The 16,950-nt window shown below is 61.1% G+C and carries 15 protein-coding genes; 11 read left to right on the forward strand and 4 right to left on the reverse strand.

Features of this window, described 5'->3' with window-relative positions:
- Positions 1-77 precede the first annotated feature (77 nt).
- Positions 78-1,676 (reverse strand): amidohydrolase, encoded by a 1,599-nt coding sequence (locus LQ231_RS19590; protein WP_230173107.1) that lies wholly within the window; start codon positions 1,674-1,676, stop codon positions 78-80.
- A gap of 750 nt (positions 1,677-2,426) precedes the next feature.
- Here LQ231_RS19590 and LQ231_RS19595 point away from each other — a divergent pair.
- The 3 genes from LQ231_RS19595 (at position 2,427) to gltS (ending at position 5,575) form a co-directional block, all read left to right on the forward strand.
- Positions 2,427-2,924, forward strand: a complete 498-nt coding sequence (locus LQ231_RS19595) for a DUF1269 domain-containing protein (RefSeq protein ID WP_113142958.1) — start codon at positions 2,427-2,429, stop codon at positions 2,922-2,924.
- 257 nt (positions 2,925-3,181) lie between these two features.
- Positions 3,182-4,294 (forward strand): AraC family transcriptional regulator, encoded by a 1,113-nt coding sequence (locus LQ231_RS19600; protein WP_230173110.1) that lies wholly within the window; start codon positions 3,182-3,184, stop codon positions 4,292-4,294.
- Positions 4,295-4,369: 75 nt separating this feature from the next.
- Complete coding sequence (gene gltS / locus LQ231_RS19605) at positions 4,370-5,575, forward strand: sodium/glutamate symporter (protein WP_230173112.1); 1,206 nt, start codon at positions 4,370-4,372, stop codon at positions 5,573-5,575.
- Positions 5,576-5,609: 34 nt separating this feature from the next.
- Here gltS and LQ231_RS19610 read toward each other — a convergent pair whose 3' ends face one another.
- Positions 5,610-5,906: a hypothetical protein gene (locus LQ231_RS19610; protein WP_113142955.1), complete on the reverse strand. Its 297-nt coding sequence runs from the start codon at positions 5,904-5,906 to the stop codon at positions 5,610-5,612.
- A 392-nt stretch (positions 5,907-6,298) separates the two neighbouring features.
- Here LQ231_RS19610 and LQ231_RS19615 point away from each other — a divergent pair, with 392 nt between their 5' ends.
- The 7 genes from LQ231_RS19615 to LQ231_RS19645 all read left to right on the forward strand — a co-directional run bounded on the left by LQ231_RS19615 (position 6,299) and on the right by LQ231_RS19645 (position 14,141).
- Positions 6,299-7,435 (forward strand): transporter substrate-binding protein, encoded by a 1,137-nt coding sequence (locus LQ231_RS19615; RefSeq protein ID WP_230173114.1) that lies wholly within the window; start codon positions 6,299-6,301, stop codon positions 7,433-7,435.
- Positions 7,435-8,028: an ANTAR domain-containing protein gene (locus tag LQ231_RS19620; protein WP_356636912.1), complete on the forward strand. Its 594-nt coding sequence runs from the start codon at positions 7,435-7,437 to the stop codon at positions 8,026-8,028. Before LQ231_RS19615 ends, LQ231_RS19620 begins: the two co-directional genes overlap by 1 nt.
- Entirely contained in the window at positions 8,016-8,864 is an 849-nt protein-coding gene (locus LQ231_RS19625; RefSeq protein WP_113142954.1) for an ABC transporter permease, read from the forward strand. The genes LQ231_RS19620 and LQ231_RS19625 overlap by 13 nt, the downstream gene beginning before the upstream one ends.
- Positions 8,864-9,784 (forward strand): ABC transporter permease, encoded by a 921-nt coding sequence (locus tag LQ231_RS19630; protein WP_230173118.1) that lies wholly within the window; start codon positions 8,864-8,866, stop codon positions 9,782-9,784. The genes LQ231_RS19625 and LQ231_RS19630 overlap by 1 nt, the downstream gene beginning before the upstream one ends.
- A 26-nt stretch (positions 9,785-9,810) precedes the next feature.
- Complete coding sequence (locus LQ231_RS19635; RefSeq protein ID WP_113142952.1) at positions 9,811-11,418, forward strand: ABC transporter substrate-binding protein; 1,608 nt, start codon at positions 9,811-9,813, stop codon at positions 11,416-11,418.
- Positions 11,419-11,520: 102 nt separating this feature from the next.
- Complete coding sequence (locus tag LQ231_RS19640; protein WP_113142951.1) at positions 11,521-12,465, forward strand: acetamidase/formamidase family protein; 945 nt, start codon at positions 11,521-11,523, stop codon at positions 12,463-12,465.
- Complete coding sequence (locus LQ231_RS19645; protein WP_230173121.1) at positions 12,462-14,141, forward strand: ABC transporter ATP-binding protein; 1,680 nt, start codon at positions 12,462-12,464, stop codon at positions 14,139-14,141. The genes LQ231_RS19640 and LQ231_RS19645 overlap by 4 nt, the downstream gene beginning before the upstream one ends.
- Before the next feature lie 238 nt (positions 14,142-14,379).
- On the opposite strand, the gene LQ231_RS19650 is transcribed toward LQ231_RS19645, so the two are convergent.
- Complete coding sequence (locus LQ231_RS19650; RefSeq protein WP_230173123.1) at positions 14,380-15,069, reverse strand: type 1 glutamine amidotransferase domain-containing protein; 690 nt, start codon at positions 15,067-15,069, stop codon at positions 14,380-14,382.
- A gap of 121 nt (positions 15,070-15,190) precedes the next feature.
- Here LQ231_RS19650 and LQ231_RS19655 point away from each other — a divergent pair, with 121 nt between their 5' ends.
- The gene (locus LQ231_RS19655) at positions 15,191-16,111 is read left to right on the forward strand and encodes a LysR family transcriptional regulator (protein WP_113143022.1); all 921 of its coding nucleotides are present in this window, start codon (positions 15,191-15,193) and stop codon (positions 16,109-16,111) included.
- 46 nt (positions 16,112-16,157) lie between these two features.
- Here LQ231_RS19655 and LQ231_RS19660 read toward each other — a convergent pair whose 3' ends face one another.
- A complete protein-coding gene (locus LQ231_RS19660; protein WP_230173125.1) occupies positions 16,158-16,946 on the reverse strand; it encodes an SDR family oxidoreductase in 789 nt (262 codons plus the stop codon).
- Positions 16,947-16,950 lie beyond the last annotated feature (4 nt).

The following is a 16,950-nucleotide window of genomic DNA, read 5'->3' on the forward strand; positions in this document are numbered from 1 at the left end:
CGCGCCGACGTCTGCCTGGCAGGAGCAGCTCGGACCGTTCTCCCCCGCGCCTTGTTCGCCACATGCCACCCAACGTCCTATTCATAGCTGTAGGGCTGCAGATAGGCGCCGTCGACAAACTCGCCGGTCCCGTCGCGAAGCAAGAGATGCGCCGGGATGCCGTCAGGCCTCTTGCGCTCCGGCGGCAGTGGCGAAACATAGGTCCGGCCTTTCAGACGCCGGTCGAAATCGGCCCTTGCGCCGGCCCGCAGCTCCGGATCGACCAGCAGGTCGTAGCCGACACCGGCCATCACCCGGGCCGAGGCCAGCGCCGCCTTGTCACCGATCGACATGCCGCCGCAGGCCGTCAGCGGCCACATATGCAGGCCGACACCGAGCGGCATGCAGGCCCAGGCAAACAACGCTGTCGGCGTGACGAAGCTGACATCGCCGACATCGGTGGCGCCGCCGGTCGTGGTTTCCGGGATCATCGGCGCGATCGCCGGACTGAGGCCAAGTTCGGCAAGCCCCATCTCCTTCTGGCAGGCGCGCGCAAACGCCTGTTCGTCCTCCGTCCAGTCGACGCCGATGGCATTCATGTGACGCAACGCCTGTCCGGCCAAGGTCTCGTTGGGAATAAGGTCATGCATGCCGAAAAACAGGTCGAACTCGGCCTGTGTCTGGGTTGCGAGCGCCGCACCATCGGCAATCTCGCGCAGCCAACTGGTGATCGCAGTGACCCGCTCGCGGTCGCTATCGCGGATCATGATCAGGATTTCGCCAACCTCCGGCACCACATTCGCCGCGATCCCGCTTTGCGTGTAGATGTAATGCACGCGCGACGTCGGCTCGATATGCTCGCGCATGAACTGCACGCCGACGGCAAACATCTCCGCACCCTTCAGGCCGCTGCGCCCTTCCCAGGGTGCCACGCCCGCATGCGCGGTGCGCCCAGTAAAGCGCACACGTGCCATGTTCACGGCCGCAGTGCGCAACAGGCCCGTCGCCGTGATCGGCGCCGGATGCCAGGCGAGCGCCGCATCCAGATCGTTGAAATACCCGTCGCGCACCATGAACACCTTGGCGCCCTGCGTCTCTTCGGCCGCGCATCCATAGACGCGCAACGTGCCAGCGGTTCCATTCTCCTGCATCATCTTCTTCAGCGCGAAGGCAGCGCCGGTGCAGCCGGCCCCGAGCATGTTGTGGCCGCAGCCATGCCCGACATCGACCCCTGCCGGACCGGGCGTCTGCCGGGGCTCGGCGGCGTTGCCCAGCCCCGGCAATGCGTCATATTCCGGCAGGAAGCCAATCTTCGGGCCACCGCTTCCCTGCGACCACTCGGCAATGAAGGCCGTCGGGATGTTCGACGTACCGCGGCTGACGATCGTGAAACCAGCCGCCTCCAGTTCGCGCAGGTGAATCTTCGAGGAAATATCTTCCTCCAGCGACAGCTCTGCGTTTTCCCAGACCTCTCGGGAGATCCGCAAGATCGCATCGCGCACCGCTTCCACCGCCCTTGCCGCCGGCTCGACGGAGCCCGGTGGCGGCTGATCAGCCGGATTGACGGCAGCCATGGCAGCATCCGCCTCGACAGCCGCCATCAGACCCGTGGCGATGGCAGCGCCGCCGCTGACGGCAAACGAGGTCTTGAGAAAATCGCGCCGGGCCATCTCGGCAAAGGTTCTATCGTCAGACATGCGTGTCTCCCTCAACCGCCTTCATTCGGGCGAGCGACAGGCGCAGTTGGTCCCGGATCGGATGCAGGCCCGAAGGCCGCCTACGATATCTTCCCGCCGGACGGACGGGCAAAGTGACCATAAACAACAACAAACGCTTGATCATGGTGGCCGCTCGATTGCGATCTGGACCAATTTAAGAGCAGCAAAGGCCATGACAAACAACAGGTTCGGCACAATCAACCGGGTTTTCGCCAAAAAACGGACGTGATGCAAAATAACGGGACGCAGCGCCACGAACAGCGACGGAAGGAAATAGGAAACTTGTCGGAGAAGCCGCGGAAAAATTGCAGGCGTTTCGTCGCCTGGCCGTTCTTTAAGTATGCGGTGTTACGCATATTCGGGCCCAGATGCAAAGTCTCTGGATTCCAGGCTGATCACTTTGTTCCCGAAACAATCCTATAGTTGCAATGGGGACAGTCACCGCTGTGATTTTTTGGGGGGATCGATGGCCAGAACGCGACGCATCGTCGAAACAGTCGGGAATGCACCCATCAGGCCTGCCGCGCGTTTTTTTCGGCGCCTGCAAAGCTTCGGTATGTCGGCGCAAGTATTGCCCGCATCAACACTCGCTTGCGCAATCAAGGCATGGAAGCTGCCACCGTTGGATCTTGCAGCGGACTGCAACACTGTCACCCGCCGCGCAGACGCGATCACAAGCAGTACCATCGACCACGAACCCGCTCTCTGTGCTTCAAGAGGAAGTTGCCAATGTCCACACTGATCGCAATCGTCTATCCGAACGAAAAACAGGCCGAAGACGTCCGCTCCAAACTGCTGGACTTGCAAAAGGAGTACATCATCAAACTCGGCGATGCGGTGATTGCCACCAAGACTGAAGCCGGCAAGATCAAGCTGAACCAGTTGATGAACACGACAGCGGCCGGCGCAGCCTCTGGTAGTTTCTGGGGTCTGCTGATCGGGGTGATCTTTCTCAACCCCTTGCTCGGTGTTGCCGTCGGCACGGCATCCGGCGCTGTCAGCGGTGCCCTGACTGATGTCGGGATCAATGATCCATTCATGAAGGAACTTGCGGCCAACCTGACCCCGGGCCATGCCGCTCTTTTTGTTCTCGTCAAGGAAATGACCGAAGACAAGGTGCTGAAAGAAATTGCACCATTCGGCGGCGTTGTCCTGAAATCCTCGCTGGACGAGACAAAGGAGCAAGTTCTGCGCGACGCATTGGCTGCCGCCGAAAAACAGGCCTGATCAGCGGTGGGAATGCGGGGAGGCACGATCCGCCAGGCCTGACGGACCGACGTCACGCGTGTGCCTTGCGGCCCGCCCTGCAAATCCATCTTCGACCTCCTCTGGTTGTGTAAGCATCGACTTTTATTGGACGACACCGCAGAACTTTCGCTTTCAACGTTATGATATGCGAAAAAACAGCTATGATGTTTTAGTGGTGCATAAAACTCCAAGAAGTTGTAAACGAAGCTAGAAATAGTGATCGCTTGGGTATTTGTATGACAGTTTTCGAGCGGCATACCAGTTCTGAAACAGCACACTTGTTTCCCCAGGTTGTGCCTGCGGACAAAAGCGTCTCAACCTCGGCGCTGCTGCCCCATTGCTTTTCCACCGAACAGATTGACAGGGCCGACCGTTTTTCCGCCTGGCGTCACAGCTACGAGCCGATGGTGGACCTGAAAGTGAGCCCGACAACCTGCGCAAGCACATTTTCCGGCGAGCAGGTCCTGTGGGATCTGGGTGAGATTGCGCTGGCGGAAATCAGAGTTAAAAGCCTCGATTTCATCAGTTGGCCAATGCAGATGAAGAACAGCGGACTTGACCATTGGTGCCTGACGCTGTTTCTCGACGGAACGTGCCGGACGGAAGCCAGTGGCGATCAGTATGTTTCATCGTCGAGGCTTCTGCAGATCCACCCGCTTGGCAGTCGGTTCAGCGGCTCGCTGACCGATTGCAATTTCATCATGCTTTGGATCCCGCGCAGTTTTTGCTCCGACAGCCAGCATGTGCTCGACAGTGTCGCCTTCCAGTCGATCGGCGGCCCGATGGGCCAGATGCTGTCTTCCTACATCACATGCCTTGTTGCACAATTGCCGTATGTCACCACGACCGAGGCCAGCGCAGTGGCGCACGCGACCAGAGACATGGTCATCGCTTGCGTCGCCCCTTCCGCCGACAGGATCAACGCCTCGAAGGACCAGTTCGCAGCGACCCTGATCGAACGTGCGCGCAAGTTCATCCAGCAGAACCTCTACAATCCAGTCCTCGGCCCTGACCTGCTGATGCGTGAAATGGCCATGTCGCGCACCAAGCTCTACAATCTGTTCGAGCCGGTGGGCGGCATTCATCGCTACATCAAGCGGCAAAGGCTGTGTGAGGCGCACAAGCGTCTGGTCGACGCGCAAAACCCTTGCCGAATTCAGGAGATTGCCGAGCGCCTGGGCTTCAGCGACGGCGCCGACTTCAGCCGCGCCTTCAAGCGGGAGTTCAGCTACACGCCGAGCGACGCGAGACATCATTTCATTCAAGCCAGCTATCAGGACACGCAGAGCCTCGACAAGCTCGCGCCTTCGGACAAGCTACCCTTCATCCTGCGTCGCCTGCAGTTCTGACCTCCGGCCCCGATCGTTCCAACCGTCAGGGGCAAGCCGAAGCACCCTTCGAACGACATTCGGGAGATCCACGCTGTGACCACCATTCAAGTGCCCGGCCTTTTGACTGTGACGATCGCGATCCTGGTGTTTTTCGTTGGTAGCCTGCTGAACCGGTCTATCCCCGCTCTTGGCCGTTTCAACATACCCGAAGCGGTCAGCGGCGGGCTGTTGGCGGCACTGTGCACACTGGCGCTGTACAGCATGATGTCGACCGAAATCATTTTCTCCCTCGGCGCCCGCGACATGCTGCTGCTCTATTTCTTTACCGGTATCGGCCTCAATGCACGGTTTGCCGATCTTGTGCGCGGCGGACGCCCGCTCCTGATCCTGCTAGCCCTGACGCTGGCATTCCTGCTGATCCAGAATGCCATTGCCTTGACGGGTGCTGCATTGTTTGGACTGCCTGACGGATTGGCCATCTTCCTCGGATCGGCCTCCCTGATCGGCGGCCATGGCACGACAATCGCCTGGGCGCCTCTGGTGCAGGAACGCTTCGGCGTGACCAACGCGCTGGAGATCGGCATTGCCAGCGCCACCCTGGGTTTGGTCATCGCAAGCCTGATCGGCGGCCCCCTGGCGCATCACCTGATACAGCGACATGGTCTCAATGGCCCCGACAAGGAAGAATTGACCGTCGGCGTGCCGACCGACGCCGGCGCGCGCCATGCCGACGATGTCAGCTACCACAGCCTGTTGCAGACGCTGTTTGTCATGAACCTCGCCATCCTCGCGGGTTACGCCCTGCACGAACTGGTCGATGACATCGGCATCAAACTGCCCCTGTTCGTGATGTGCCTTTTGTGCGCCATCGCCATGACCAATCTTGTGCCGCTCGTCGCACCACGGCTTCCCTGGCCGTCGGGATCTCGAGCCCTCTCGCTGATCTCGGATCTGTCGCTCAGCGTCTTCCTCGCCATGTCCCTGATGAGCATGCAGCTTTGGGCGCTGGGAGGGCTTGGAATTGCCCTGATTGTCATCCTGTTTCTTCAGACCGCAGCGACGGTGATCTACATTCTTCTCGCCGTCTTCCCGGCCATGGGAAAGAACTATGATGCCGCCGTCATTTCGGCCGGCTTTGGCGGAGTTACGCTCGGGGCCACACCAACGGCCATCGCCAACATGGCGGCGATCACCAAGTCCCATGGTGCGGCACCGATGGCATTCATCATCGTACCGCTGGTTTCGGCCTTTTTCATCGATCTTGCCAATGCAGCCGTCATCGGCTTTCTGCTACGCTGAGACGACAATTGGCGGCGCCATCCGGCGTCAGGATCTACCGTCCCACACGGCGCATATCGACCACACGTCCATTGTTGCGATTGAGAGCAATCTCGAAACGCCGCCCGTCCCGGGTCGCGCGATAGACAAAGAACCGGCCCCGGCAATCGACGGTGCGGATGTCGCGGAAGCGATGACGGCGCAACCGATCGCGTCCCTCCTGACAGGTGATCGATCGCCCATTGCTGATATTGGAGCCAACCGAAATATTGATGTTGACCTGTGCTTCAGCCGGAGTAGCCGCCGGAAAGGCAAGCATGACGCACAGAAAAAGACCAAGCAAACCACGCATATGACGACTCCCGAATATCATGATTTAGGAATGCGTGGATCATAGATCCGTTTGCATCGGGATCAAGTGCCGAAACTCAATCCAGCGTCCCGGACTGAAGCGATCTGCGGCGGTCTGGGAAGATCGGAACAATCCTGAGAATGCTCGACAATCTACGTTTTTACGGGTAGATGCCCGCCGCTGGCAGCGCCGATAGCCTGCGGAAACTTCCCACCGGCTTGCCCACAGACCCGCTTGACAAAGACCATGTGACCGTATTTTAATCACGCTCAAGTTCTGGGCATATCGTGCCAAACTGACCACATGACTTCGTCCGTCGCAGGGCAACAGCGCCCCACAACGCCCCGGTTTCCGGGAACCGCGTTGTGGGATTTTTTGTGTTTGGATTTCTGATGCAAGAGACCGTGAAGATTGGCATCCTCTATTCGACCACCGGGCCTTACGGCTCGATGGGTCGCGACGCCCGCGATGGCGCCGATTTTGCCTATCACGACTATCGCACCGCTGGCGGCCGCAAGGTCGAGCTCGCTTTTTTCGATCCACATGCCGATCTCGCTGCCTATGTCGAAGGGGCGCGCCACCTGATCCGCGATCAGGGCTGCCGCCATATCGTCGGCACCATTACCTCTGCCGCGCGCAAGGAAGTCATCCCGCTGGTCGAGAAACACGACGGCCTGCTGTGGTACATGTGTCCGTATGAAGGCTTCGAGGCGAATGAGAATGTCCTCTACATCGGCGGATGTCCCAATCAGCATCTCATCCCGCTGTTCGAGCACCTGATTCCGCGACACGGCGCACGACCCTATCTGGTCGGCGCCAACTATGTCTGGGGCTGGGAAATGAACCGGCTCGCTCGCGAACTGATCAACAATGTCGGCGGCACCGTTCTGGGCGAGCGCTATCTGCCGCTGGAAGAGACCGATGTCGAAAGGATTGTCGCCGATATCGCCGAAAAGCGGCCAAGCTTCATCCTGAACAATCTGATCGGCCCGTCGAGCTACGCTTTCCTGGCAGCCATGAGGAAACTCGGCGCGCGTGATCCCACCTTCCTGCCTGAGAACTGTCCTGTCGCAAGCTGCGACCTGCAGGAATGTGAGCTGACCGATATCAAGCAGGGTGCCGGCATTGGCCAGCTATGCGCCGCATCCTATTTCGACAGCCTCGACACGGCCGAAAACCTGGCCTTCAAGGCACGTCTGCAGGCGTGGAACCCTGGGGAACGCAAGGTCTCCAGCGTCTTTGCCAGCGCCTATACCGCAGTCAATCTGTGTATCGCGGCCATCGAGGCGGCCGGATCGGAAGAGCCGCACAAGGTGCGCGGCACGATTGTCTCGCAAAGCTGGCCGACACTCTTCGGCGACATGCGCATTGACCCTGACACCAATCACGCGGCACTGCCCTTCCTCCTTGGACAGATCAATGCCGATGACGGCTTCGACGTGATCGCGACCCGCAAGGCTTTGCCGGCTGACCCCTATCTCACCGGAGCGACCATGAACCTCAAGCCGAAGTTGAGGGTGGTATCATGATCACGCGGACCCCGAATTTCACCGGATGGCGAGCCACGATCCTTACCGAAGAGGATGGCAATACGGAGCGTCTGCGTCGCCAGCTCAGCCTTCTGGGTATCGGCGTGCACTGCCAGTGGAGCCCGATCGAAGCCAACGACATGCCGGAACTCGTTCTGGTCGACGCCGACCGCGGCTGGGATGAACTCCTGCCCTGGGGTACGGGCAAACCTTCGCGCCCGGTCGTCGCCCTGCTCGGGTCGGAAGCGCCGGGCCGCATCTCCTGGGCGATCCGCCAGGGCGCCGGCGCGATCATTGCCAAGCCGGTGACCGCTTCGGCAATCTACCCAGCCGTGGTGCTCGCCGTCTCGACCCATGAAGCGCGCCTTGCTGCCGAGCGGCAGATCGCGCATCTGGAAGAGCGGTTGAAGCTGCGCCCGGTCGTCTATGCCGCCATCGCGCGGCTGACCAGTGAACGCCAGATCGACGAGGACGATGCCTATTCCGTCCTCAGGGAGTGCGCCATGCGCCGCCGTCTGCCGATCGAACAGATCGCCGCCTTTTTTCTCTGCGGTTCGGAAACACTGCGCGAGGTCGGCAAATGCGGGCGCTGAAGGAACTCGCCCGTCAGCCATCGGCCCTCTTCGGCCTCGCCATCATTCTTGCGGTCCTGATCCTCGCACTCGGTGCGCCGTTGATCGCCCCGTTCGATCCCGACAACCAGATGTTCGACGGCCTGACGCTCGAAGGTGCGCCCATGCCGCCCGGCGGCCAGTTCATGCTCGGCACCGATACGCTTGGCCGTGACCTTTTCTCGCGTCTGCTCTACGGCGCGCGGACCTCGCTGATCATCGGCCTCGTCGCCAATGGCGTAGCAGTCACGATCGGTCTTTTTGTCGGCATGACTGCCGGCTACATGCGCGGCTGGGTCGGCACGGTTCTCATGCGCTTCACCGACCTGATGATGGCCTTTCCGGCGCTGTTGCTGGCCATCGTGCTGGCGGCCATCCTCAAGCCCAGCCTGTGGATCGTCGCCATGGTGATTGCGCTGGTCAACTGGGTCCAGGTGGCGCGCATCGTCTACACCGAAACCCGCGGCCTGGTTGAGCGTGACTTCATCATGGCCGAACGCGCACTGGGTGCCGGACATGGCCGCATCGTGTTCCGGCATATCCTGCCGCATCTGGTCCCGACCGCCATCGTCTGGGGCACGCTCGGCATAGCAACCACCGTCCTGCTCGAGGCAACGCTTTCCTTCCTCGGCGTCGGCGTCCAGCCGCCGCAACCGTCCTGGGGCAATATCATTTTCGAAAGCCAGAGCTATTTCCAGGCCGCCCCCTGGCTGGTTTTCTTCCCCGGCGCGCTCATCCTCTTGACCGCACTCGCCTTCAACCTCGTCGGTGACGCGCTGCGCGACATTCTCGATCCGACACAACGCGGGAGAGGTTGATGCTAGCTTTGCTGACAAAACGGTTCGTGCAATCGGCGCTCATCCTTCTCGGCGTTGCCGCGATCACCTTCGTGCTGCTCTATGCACTGCCGGCAGATCCCGCCCGCATCATCGCCGGACGCAGCGCCACCGCCCAGACGGTTGCCAATATCCGCCGCGAACTCGGCCTCGACCAGCCGCTGGTCACCCAATTCCTGCATTATCTGGGCAACCTGATGCAAGGCGATCTCGGCCGCTCCTACGCCCAGAAGACGCAGGTCGTCACCCTGATCATCGCGCGCCTGCCGGCCACATTGGTTCTGATGGCCGCCGGAATTTTTGTCGAAGTCGTGCTCGGCCTGACGCTCGGCATCACCGCCGCGCTCAATCGCGGCGGCTGGACCGACAGGCTGGTCATGGCCTCGGCCTTCATCGGCGTCTCGGCGCCGCAATTCGTTGTCGCCCTGCTGTTGCTCTATCTGTTCGCCGCAACGCTCGGCTGGTTCCCGATGAGCGGCTATGGCAGCTTTGCCCATGTCGTGCTGCCCGCCATGACGCTCGGCATCCTGGGTGCCGGCTGGTATGCCCGAATGGCACGCTCGGCGATGATCGACGTGCTCAACCAGGATTATATCCGCACCGCCCGGGCCAAGGGCCTTTCGGCCCGCCGCATCATTCTGCGCCACGCCGTGCCCAATGCCATCCTGCCCATCATCGCCATGATCGGCATCGATATCGGCCAGTTCATGGGCGGCGTTGTGGTGGTGGAGGCCGTCTATGGCTGGCCTGGTATCGGCCAGCTTGCCTGGCAGGCCATCCAGCAGGTCGATATCCCGATCATCATGGGGGTCACCCTGACCTCCGCCCTCGCCATCATCATCGGTAATCTCGTCGCCGACCTCATCGCGCCGATGATCGACCCGCGCATCCGTTCACACTGAAGCACAACAAAAAGGGGAACAGAAACATGTTCAAACGCTGGTTACTCGCATCAACGACTGCAGCCGTCCTGGCCACGCTGCCGATCGTGGCACAGGCCCAGACAAATGGTGGCGATATTGTCGTCACCTACAAGGACGACATCACCACGCTCGACCCGGCCATCGGTTATGACTGGGTCAACTGGTCGATGATCAAGAGCCTCTTCTCCCGGCTCATGGACTACGAACCCGGCACGGCCAACCTGGTCCCGTCGCTGGCCGAAAGCTTCACCGTGTCGCCCGATGGCCTGACCTATGAGTTCAAGCTGCGCAAGGGCGTCAAGTTCTCCAACGGTCGCGAAGTCGTTGCCTCCGACGTCAAATACTCGATCGAGCGCGCCATCAACCCGAAAACCCAAGGCCCCGGCGCCGGTTTCTTCGGCGCAATCAACGGCTTCGCCGACATGACCGGCGGCACCGCTGAAACCCTGTCGGGCATCGAGACGCCGGACGACGGCACCGTCGTCTTCAAGCTGTCGCGCCCGGATGCCACCTTCCTGCATGTCCTGGCGATCAACTTCGCATCCGTCGTGCCGAAGGAAGCGGTCGAAGCCGCAGCCGGCGATTTCGGCAAGAAGCCCGTCGGCTCTGGCACTCTGGTCCTCAAAGACTGGACGATTGGCCAGAAACTGAGCTTCGAGCGCAATCCCGACTATTACATCAAGGGCATCCCGCATATCGACAGCGTTACCGTCGAAGTTGGTCAGGAGCCGCTGGTTGCGCTTCTGCGCCTGCAGAAGGGCGAAGTCGACATCGCCGGCGATGGCATCCCGCCGGCCAAGTTCCTCGAGATCAAGAACTCGCCGGAAGGCGCCCAGATGATCGTCGATGGCGAACAGCTGCATACCGGCTATGTCACGCTGAACACCAAGGTGAAGCCATTTGACGACGTCAAGGTACGCCAGGCGGTCAACATGGCGATCAACAAGGAGCGCATCACCCGCATCCTGAACGGCCGCGCCACGCCCGCCAACCAGCCGCTTCCACCGCTGATGCCGGGTTATGACAAGGCATTTACCGGCTATGGCTACGATGTCGACAAGGCCAAGGCATTGCTCGCCGAAGCCGGCTATGCCGACGGCTTCGAGACCGTGCTCTTCTCGACCAACACCGATCCTCAGCCGCGCATTGCCCAGGCGATCCAGCAGGATCTCGCCGCGATCGGCATCAAGGCGGAAGTCCGTGCGCTGGCCCAGGGCAACGTGATCGCCGCCGGCGGCACCGAAGGCGAAGCGCCGATGATCTGGTCCGGTGGCATGGCCTGGATCGCCGACTTCCCGGATCCGTCCAACTTCTACGGCCCGATCCTCGGTTGCGGCGGCGCTGTTCAGGGCGGCTGGAACTGGTCATGGTACTGCAACGAAGCGCTCGACAAGCGTGCTGTCGAGGCCGACTCCATGTCTGACCCGGCCAAGGTTGCAGAACGTCAGGCAGCCTGGGGCAAGATCTTCACGGACATCATGGCGGACGCCCCCTGGGTGCCGGTCATCAATGAGCGCCGTGTCGTCGCCAAGTCGACCCGCATGGGCGGACCTGACAATATCTATATCGATCCGACCCGCGTCATCAACTACGACGCGATCTTCGTGAAGTAACACGTCGAGCCGGATTGCCCCGATCCCGGCCCCTCTTCGTCAAGCGAGAGGGGCCGGCTAGGGACCGAATACGAACTGAAAACCGCTGAACGGAGACCTGCCATGTGCGTCGCCTGCACCCATACCATCCACCGCGCGCAGCATAATTTCGGCTGGAACAGGGATTTTCCGCCGGCGCTTTCGGCCAAACCCGGTGAGACCATCCTGTTCGAGTGCCTCGATTCGTCCGGTGGCCAGCTCGGCCGCGACGCGACGCTCGAGACGCTGGCCAATCTCGACTTCGGCAAGATCAATCCGGTCTCCGGCCCGGTTTATGTCGAAGGTGCAGAACCTGGCGACGCGCTCAAGGTCACCATCCGCAAGTTTCATCCCTCCGGCCATGGCTGGACCGCCAACATTCCGGGCTTCGGCCTGCTCGCCGACCAGTTCAAGGATCCCGCTTTGCATGTCTGGTCCTACGACACGGTCAGCATGACGCCATCCGCCTTCGGCCCGGGTGGTCGCGTACCGCTGAAGCCCTTCACCGGCACGATCGGCGTCGCACCGGCCGAAATCGGCCTGCATTCCGTGGTCCCGCCCCGCCGCGTCGGCGGCAATATGGACATCCGCGACCTGACTGCCGGTGTCACGCTCTATCTGCCGATCGAGGTCGAGGGCGCGTTGTTCTCGGTTGGTGACACCCATGCGGCGCAAGGCGACGGCGAAGTCTGCGGCACGGCGATCGAAAGCCAGATGAATGTCGAATTGACGCTTGATCTGGTCAAGGGCGCCAACCTCCAGTCGCCTCGCTTCACCACCAACGGCCCCGTCACCAGCCACCTCGATAGTGCCGGCTACGAAGTGACCACCGGCATCGGTCCGGACCTGATGACGGGCGCGCGCGAAGCCGTCATGCGCATGGTCGATCTGCTGTCGGCCGAACACGGCCTGAATCCGGTCGACGCCTATATGCTCTGCTCCGTATGCGGTGATCTCAGGATCAGTGAGATCGTCGACATGCCCAACTGGGTGGTCTCGTTCTATTTCCCGAGGATCGTGTTCGCGTGACGGACCGCACTCTGCCTGTGCCTGTACCGGTTCTCTCCGTCCGGGATCTGACGGTCGACGCCCGCACCCCGGATGGCCTGAAACGAATTCTCGATCACGTAAGCTTCGATCTCGGCCCCGGAGAGACGCTCTGCCTTGCCGGAGAATCCGGCTCAGGCAAGTCCGTGACATCGCTCTCGATCATGGGATTGCTGCCGAAGGCATCGCTGAAAGTAGCGTCGGGCGACATAAAGCTTGAGGATCGCAGCATTCTCGGCATTTCCCATCGGGCGCTTCGCCGGATCCGCGGCGGTGAGATTGCCATGATCTTCCAGGAGCCGATGACCTCGCTCAATCCGGTGATGACGATCGGCGAACAGCTGGTCGAGACGATCCGCGAACATCAGGCCGATCAGGGCAGCGGTGCAGACGCAACGGCAAGAGCCATGCTGGACGCCGTGCAGATCAGCAATGCCGCAGCCCGCATGAAACAATATCCTCACGAACTTTCGGGCGGCATGCGCCAGCGCGTGATGATCGCCATGGCGCTGTCATGCCGGCCCAAGGTCCTGATTGCCGACGAGCCGACCACGGCACTCGACGTCACCGTTCAGGCCCAGATCCTGACGTTAATGCGCGGGCTTCGACGCGAGTTCAATACCTCGATCCTGATGATCACCCACGACATGGGCGTGGTCGCCGAAATGGCCGACCGGGTTGCGATCATGCAGCATGGCCGTGTCATCGAACAGGGCGGCGTCATCGAGATCTTCGGCAAGCCGGCTGAACTCTACACCCGACAGTTGCTTGCAGCCGTGCCAAGGCTCGGCGCCCACGCGGGCACAACAGCACCGCCGCGAGTCACCAATGCTCCGATCCCGACGTTACCTGCATCCACCGTGCTGGATGTCAGAGGTCTCAGCGTCACCTATGCCGCAAAGGCCGGATGGTTCGGCACGTCAAAGCCATCCGCCCCCAGCGTCGACAACGTCTCCTTCTCGATCAAGGCCGGACAGACCCTTGGCCTGGTCGGGGAAAGCGGCTCCGGCAAGTCGACAACCGGCAAGGCTGTGCTCAACCTGATCCCGTTTTCCGGCAGCGTGGCGATCGACGGACAGCAGGTTCACGGTGTGTCTGCGCGTACCATGCGACCGATCCGGCGCTCGGCCCAGATGATCTTCCAGGACCCCTATGCCTCGCTCGATCCGCGCATGAGCGTCGGGGCGGCCATCATCGAGCCGCTGGTGATCCACCAGATTGGCAATGCTTCCGAGCGGCAGGACCGGCTGGCCAATCTCCTGCGCCGCGTCGGCCTCACGCCGGACGCGGCAACCCGCTATCCGCACGAGTTTTCCGGCGGCCAGCGCCAGCGGATCTGCATCGCCCGGGCGCTGGCGCTCGAGCCGAAGCTGATCGTCGCCGACGAAAGCGTGGCCGCGCTCGACGTGTCTGTCCGCGCAAGGGTACTGGACCTGATGCTGGAATTGCAGGAGCAGATGGGGCTCGCCTACCTGTTCATCTCGCACGATATGGCGGTCATCGAGAAGATGTCACATGACGTTGCGGTGATGCGCAGCGGTCGTATCGTCGAACATGGCCCGCGCCGTCAGATTTTTGAAAACCCGCGCGACGACTACACTCGCGAACTGATGTCCGCCGTCCCGGTCGCCGACCCGCTGCACTATCGCCGCGCATAGGTTTTCCGTGAACGGCAGGAACAGAGCCCAAAGTTGCAGAAGATTGCGGCTTCGAACGCCGCGATCCCCCTTGGCATCATTCGCGTGTCGGGTGACGGGAACAAGCGATTGCCGGTAAACCTGTTCGATACCGGCAATCACTGTGCTTCAGGATCCTGGAAAAGACAGCAACCATGCCTTTCGCATTGCGCTGGCATGGGTCTCGGCCATTCACGATAGCCCCCTGATCAAAGCACCATCAGGCGGCGTTGGCACGGAGTGCGGCCAGCAGCAGGTCGGCCGTCTCGACCGATGAACCCGGATTTTGGCCGGTAATCAGCAAGCCGTCCTTGACCGCATGGGACGCCCAGTCATCGCCGCTCGAATAGACGCCATCATTCTGCTTGAGCATGTCTTCCACCAGGAACGGCACAACATCGGTCAGGCCTACGCCGGCCTCTTCCGAGTTCTTGAAACCGGTGACCTTCTTGCCCCGGACCAGCGGCGCACCATCCGCAGACCTGACATGACGCAGCACGCCAGGTGCATGGCAGACGAAGGCGATCGGCTTGCCGGCGCCATAGGTATCTTCGATCAGCGCGATCGAGGCTCGATCTTCGGCAAGGTCCCAGAGCGGACCATGCCCGCCCGGATAGAAGATTGCGTCGTAGCCTTCATGGGAAACCGTGGCGAGCTTGACCGTCGATGCGAGGACAGCCTGCGCTGCCGGATCGGCTTTGAACCGGCGCGTCTGCTCTGTCTGGAAGCCAGGCTCGTCGCTCTTGGGATCGAGGGGCGGCTGACCGCCCTTCGGGGACACGACGGTGACGTCAGCGCCAGCGTCAAGGAATGCGTAATAGGGCGCAGCGAACTCTTCCAGCCAAAATCCGGTTTTGCGGCCAGTGTCGCCCAGTTCGTCATGCGACGTGAGAACCATGAGAATTTTCATATCGATGTCCTTTTTAGACAGATGCAATCCGTTTGCTTCCGATGGCTCACAATGCCAAACCCAATCGAATTCAGGAAATTTATTTCTTCTATCTTAGATATTGTTCTGGCATTATAACTGGATGAAATATGACCTGAACCTGCTGCCCGTTTTCCTGACCTTGATGGAAGAGCGCAATGTGACGCGCGCCGCAGCCAGACTGGGAATGACGCAGCCTGCCCTTTCCAACGCTCTGAACCGACTGCGCGACACCTTGCGCGACCCGCTGTTCATCCGCGAACGATATGGGATGAAGCCCACGCAAATGGCAGAGGAACTGGCGCCGGTCATCGCCGCTGCATTGGCCAGTATTGACGACGTGGTCCGCGGCCAACAGGATTTTGATCCGCATCAGGCAACGCGACTGTTTACGATCGCTCCCAACAGTTACGTCGAATTTGTGTTGATGCCAGAGATCGTCCGTCGGTTGCGTGACCAGGCGCCGGGCATAAGGGTCCGCCTCACACCATTCGGCAACGATGTCATCGAGACTGGAGCAATGTCGGGGGCGACCGACATGGTTCTCGGTCGTATCGTCGATCCGCCTGACAATCTTGTGGTTCAACACCTGATGAACGATGGCCTGGCATGCGTCGTTCGGATTGGCCACCCCGAGATTCGTGATAGCCTATCGCGGCAACAGTACGAGGGGCTGAAGCATGTGAACGTGCTTCCGCCCGGCCGCATGCGTATCGGTCTTTTCCAGGCCCTTGGGCAGCAGGGGCTCACACGCGACGTCGCAGTCTCCGTGACACACTTTCTCGCTGTCCCGGAAATGATCGCGGTCACCGATTACTGCGCCACGCTGCCGAGTCACATTTGCGAAAGACTGGCGCAAGACCCGCGGCTACGGGTCCTGCCTGCGCCCGTGGATCTTGGAAGATTTCCCGTCGAGATGGCATGGCATGTGCGCTACCGGCACGACCCCGCCCACCGGTGGCTAAGGTCCCTGATCGTCGAAGTGGCGAAAGACATAGCCCGGCCTGGGCCCGCAGCACTCTGAGGAAGGCAGCAAGGAAATTCGCTGCCTGTCCAGAACGTTGCCCGTCTCACCAGCAGCAGAAACCGCCATCCACGAGCAGATCGACGCCGGTGACAAAGCTTGCAGCATCCGACAGGAGAAACACCGCCGGTCCGACCATTTCGTCGACATTCGCCATGCGCTGCATCGGCGTCTGCTCCTCGAACAGCTTGGTCTGATGCACCATCTCGGGGCGTGTATTCATCGGCGTTGCGGTGTAACCCGGGCTGATGGTGTTGACCCGGATGCCGCGGCCGACCCATTCCATGGCCATGGATTTCGACATATGGATCACGCCGGCCTTCGACGCATTGTAGTGGCACTGGTTCAGGCCGCGATTGACGATCACGCCGGACATCGAGGCGATATTGACGATTGATCCGCGCCCGTTCTTCAGCATGGCTCGGGCCTCCGCCTGGCAAGACAGGAACACGCCCTTCAGATTGATGTCCATCATCGTCTGAAACTGGCTCTCCTCCATCTCCTCGGCCGGACTGGCATTGGCGATGCCGGCTGCGTTGACGGCAAGCGTCAGCGGCCCCAGTTCCGCTTCCGTGCGCGCCACGGCGTCGTTCAGCGCGGCCGACTGGGTGACATCGGCAGCGATCCTGATGCTGCGGCGGCCGGTCGCCTCGATGAATCTGGCGGTATCGGCAAGGCCCTCGTCCGTGCGCCTGTCCAGCAACGCGACATCGGCGCCGCATTGGGCAAGTCCTATGGCGATCCGCTGGCCTATGCCGCTGCCCGCCCCCGTGACCAGGGCGACATTGCCGCTGAGATCAAACAGCTTTGGTGCATTGAGTGTGATGTCCGACATGAAT

The sequence above is a fragment of the Rhizobium sp. CECT 9324 genome, assembly GCF_918741265.1.
Classification (GTDB): Bacteria; Pseudomonadota; Alphaproteobacteria; order Rhizobiales; family Rhizobiaceae; genus Allorhizobium.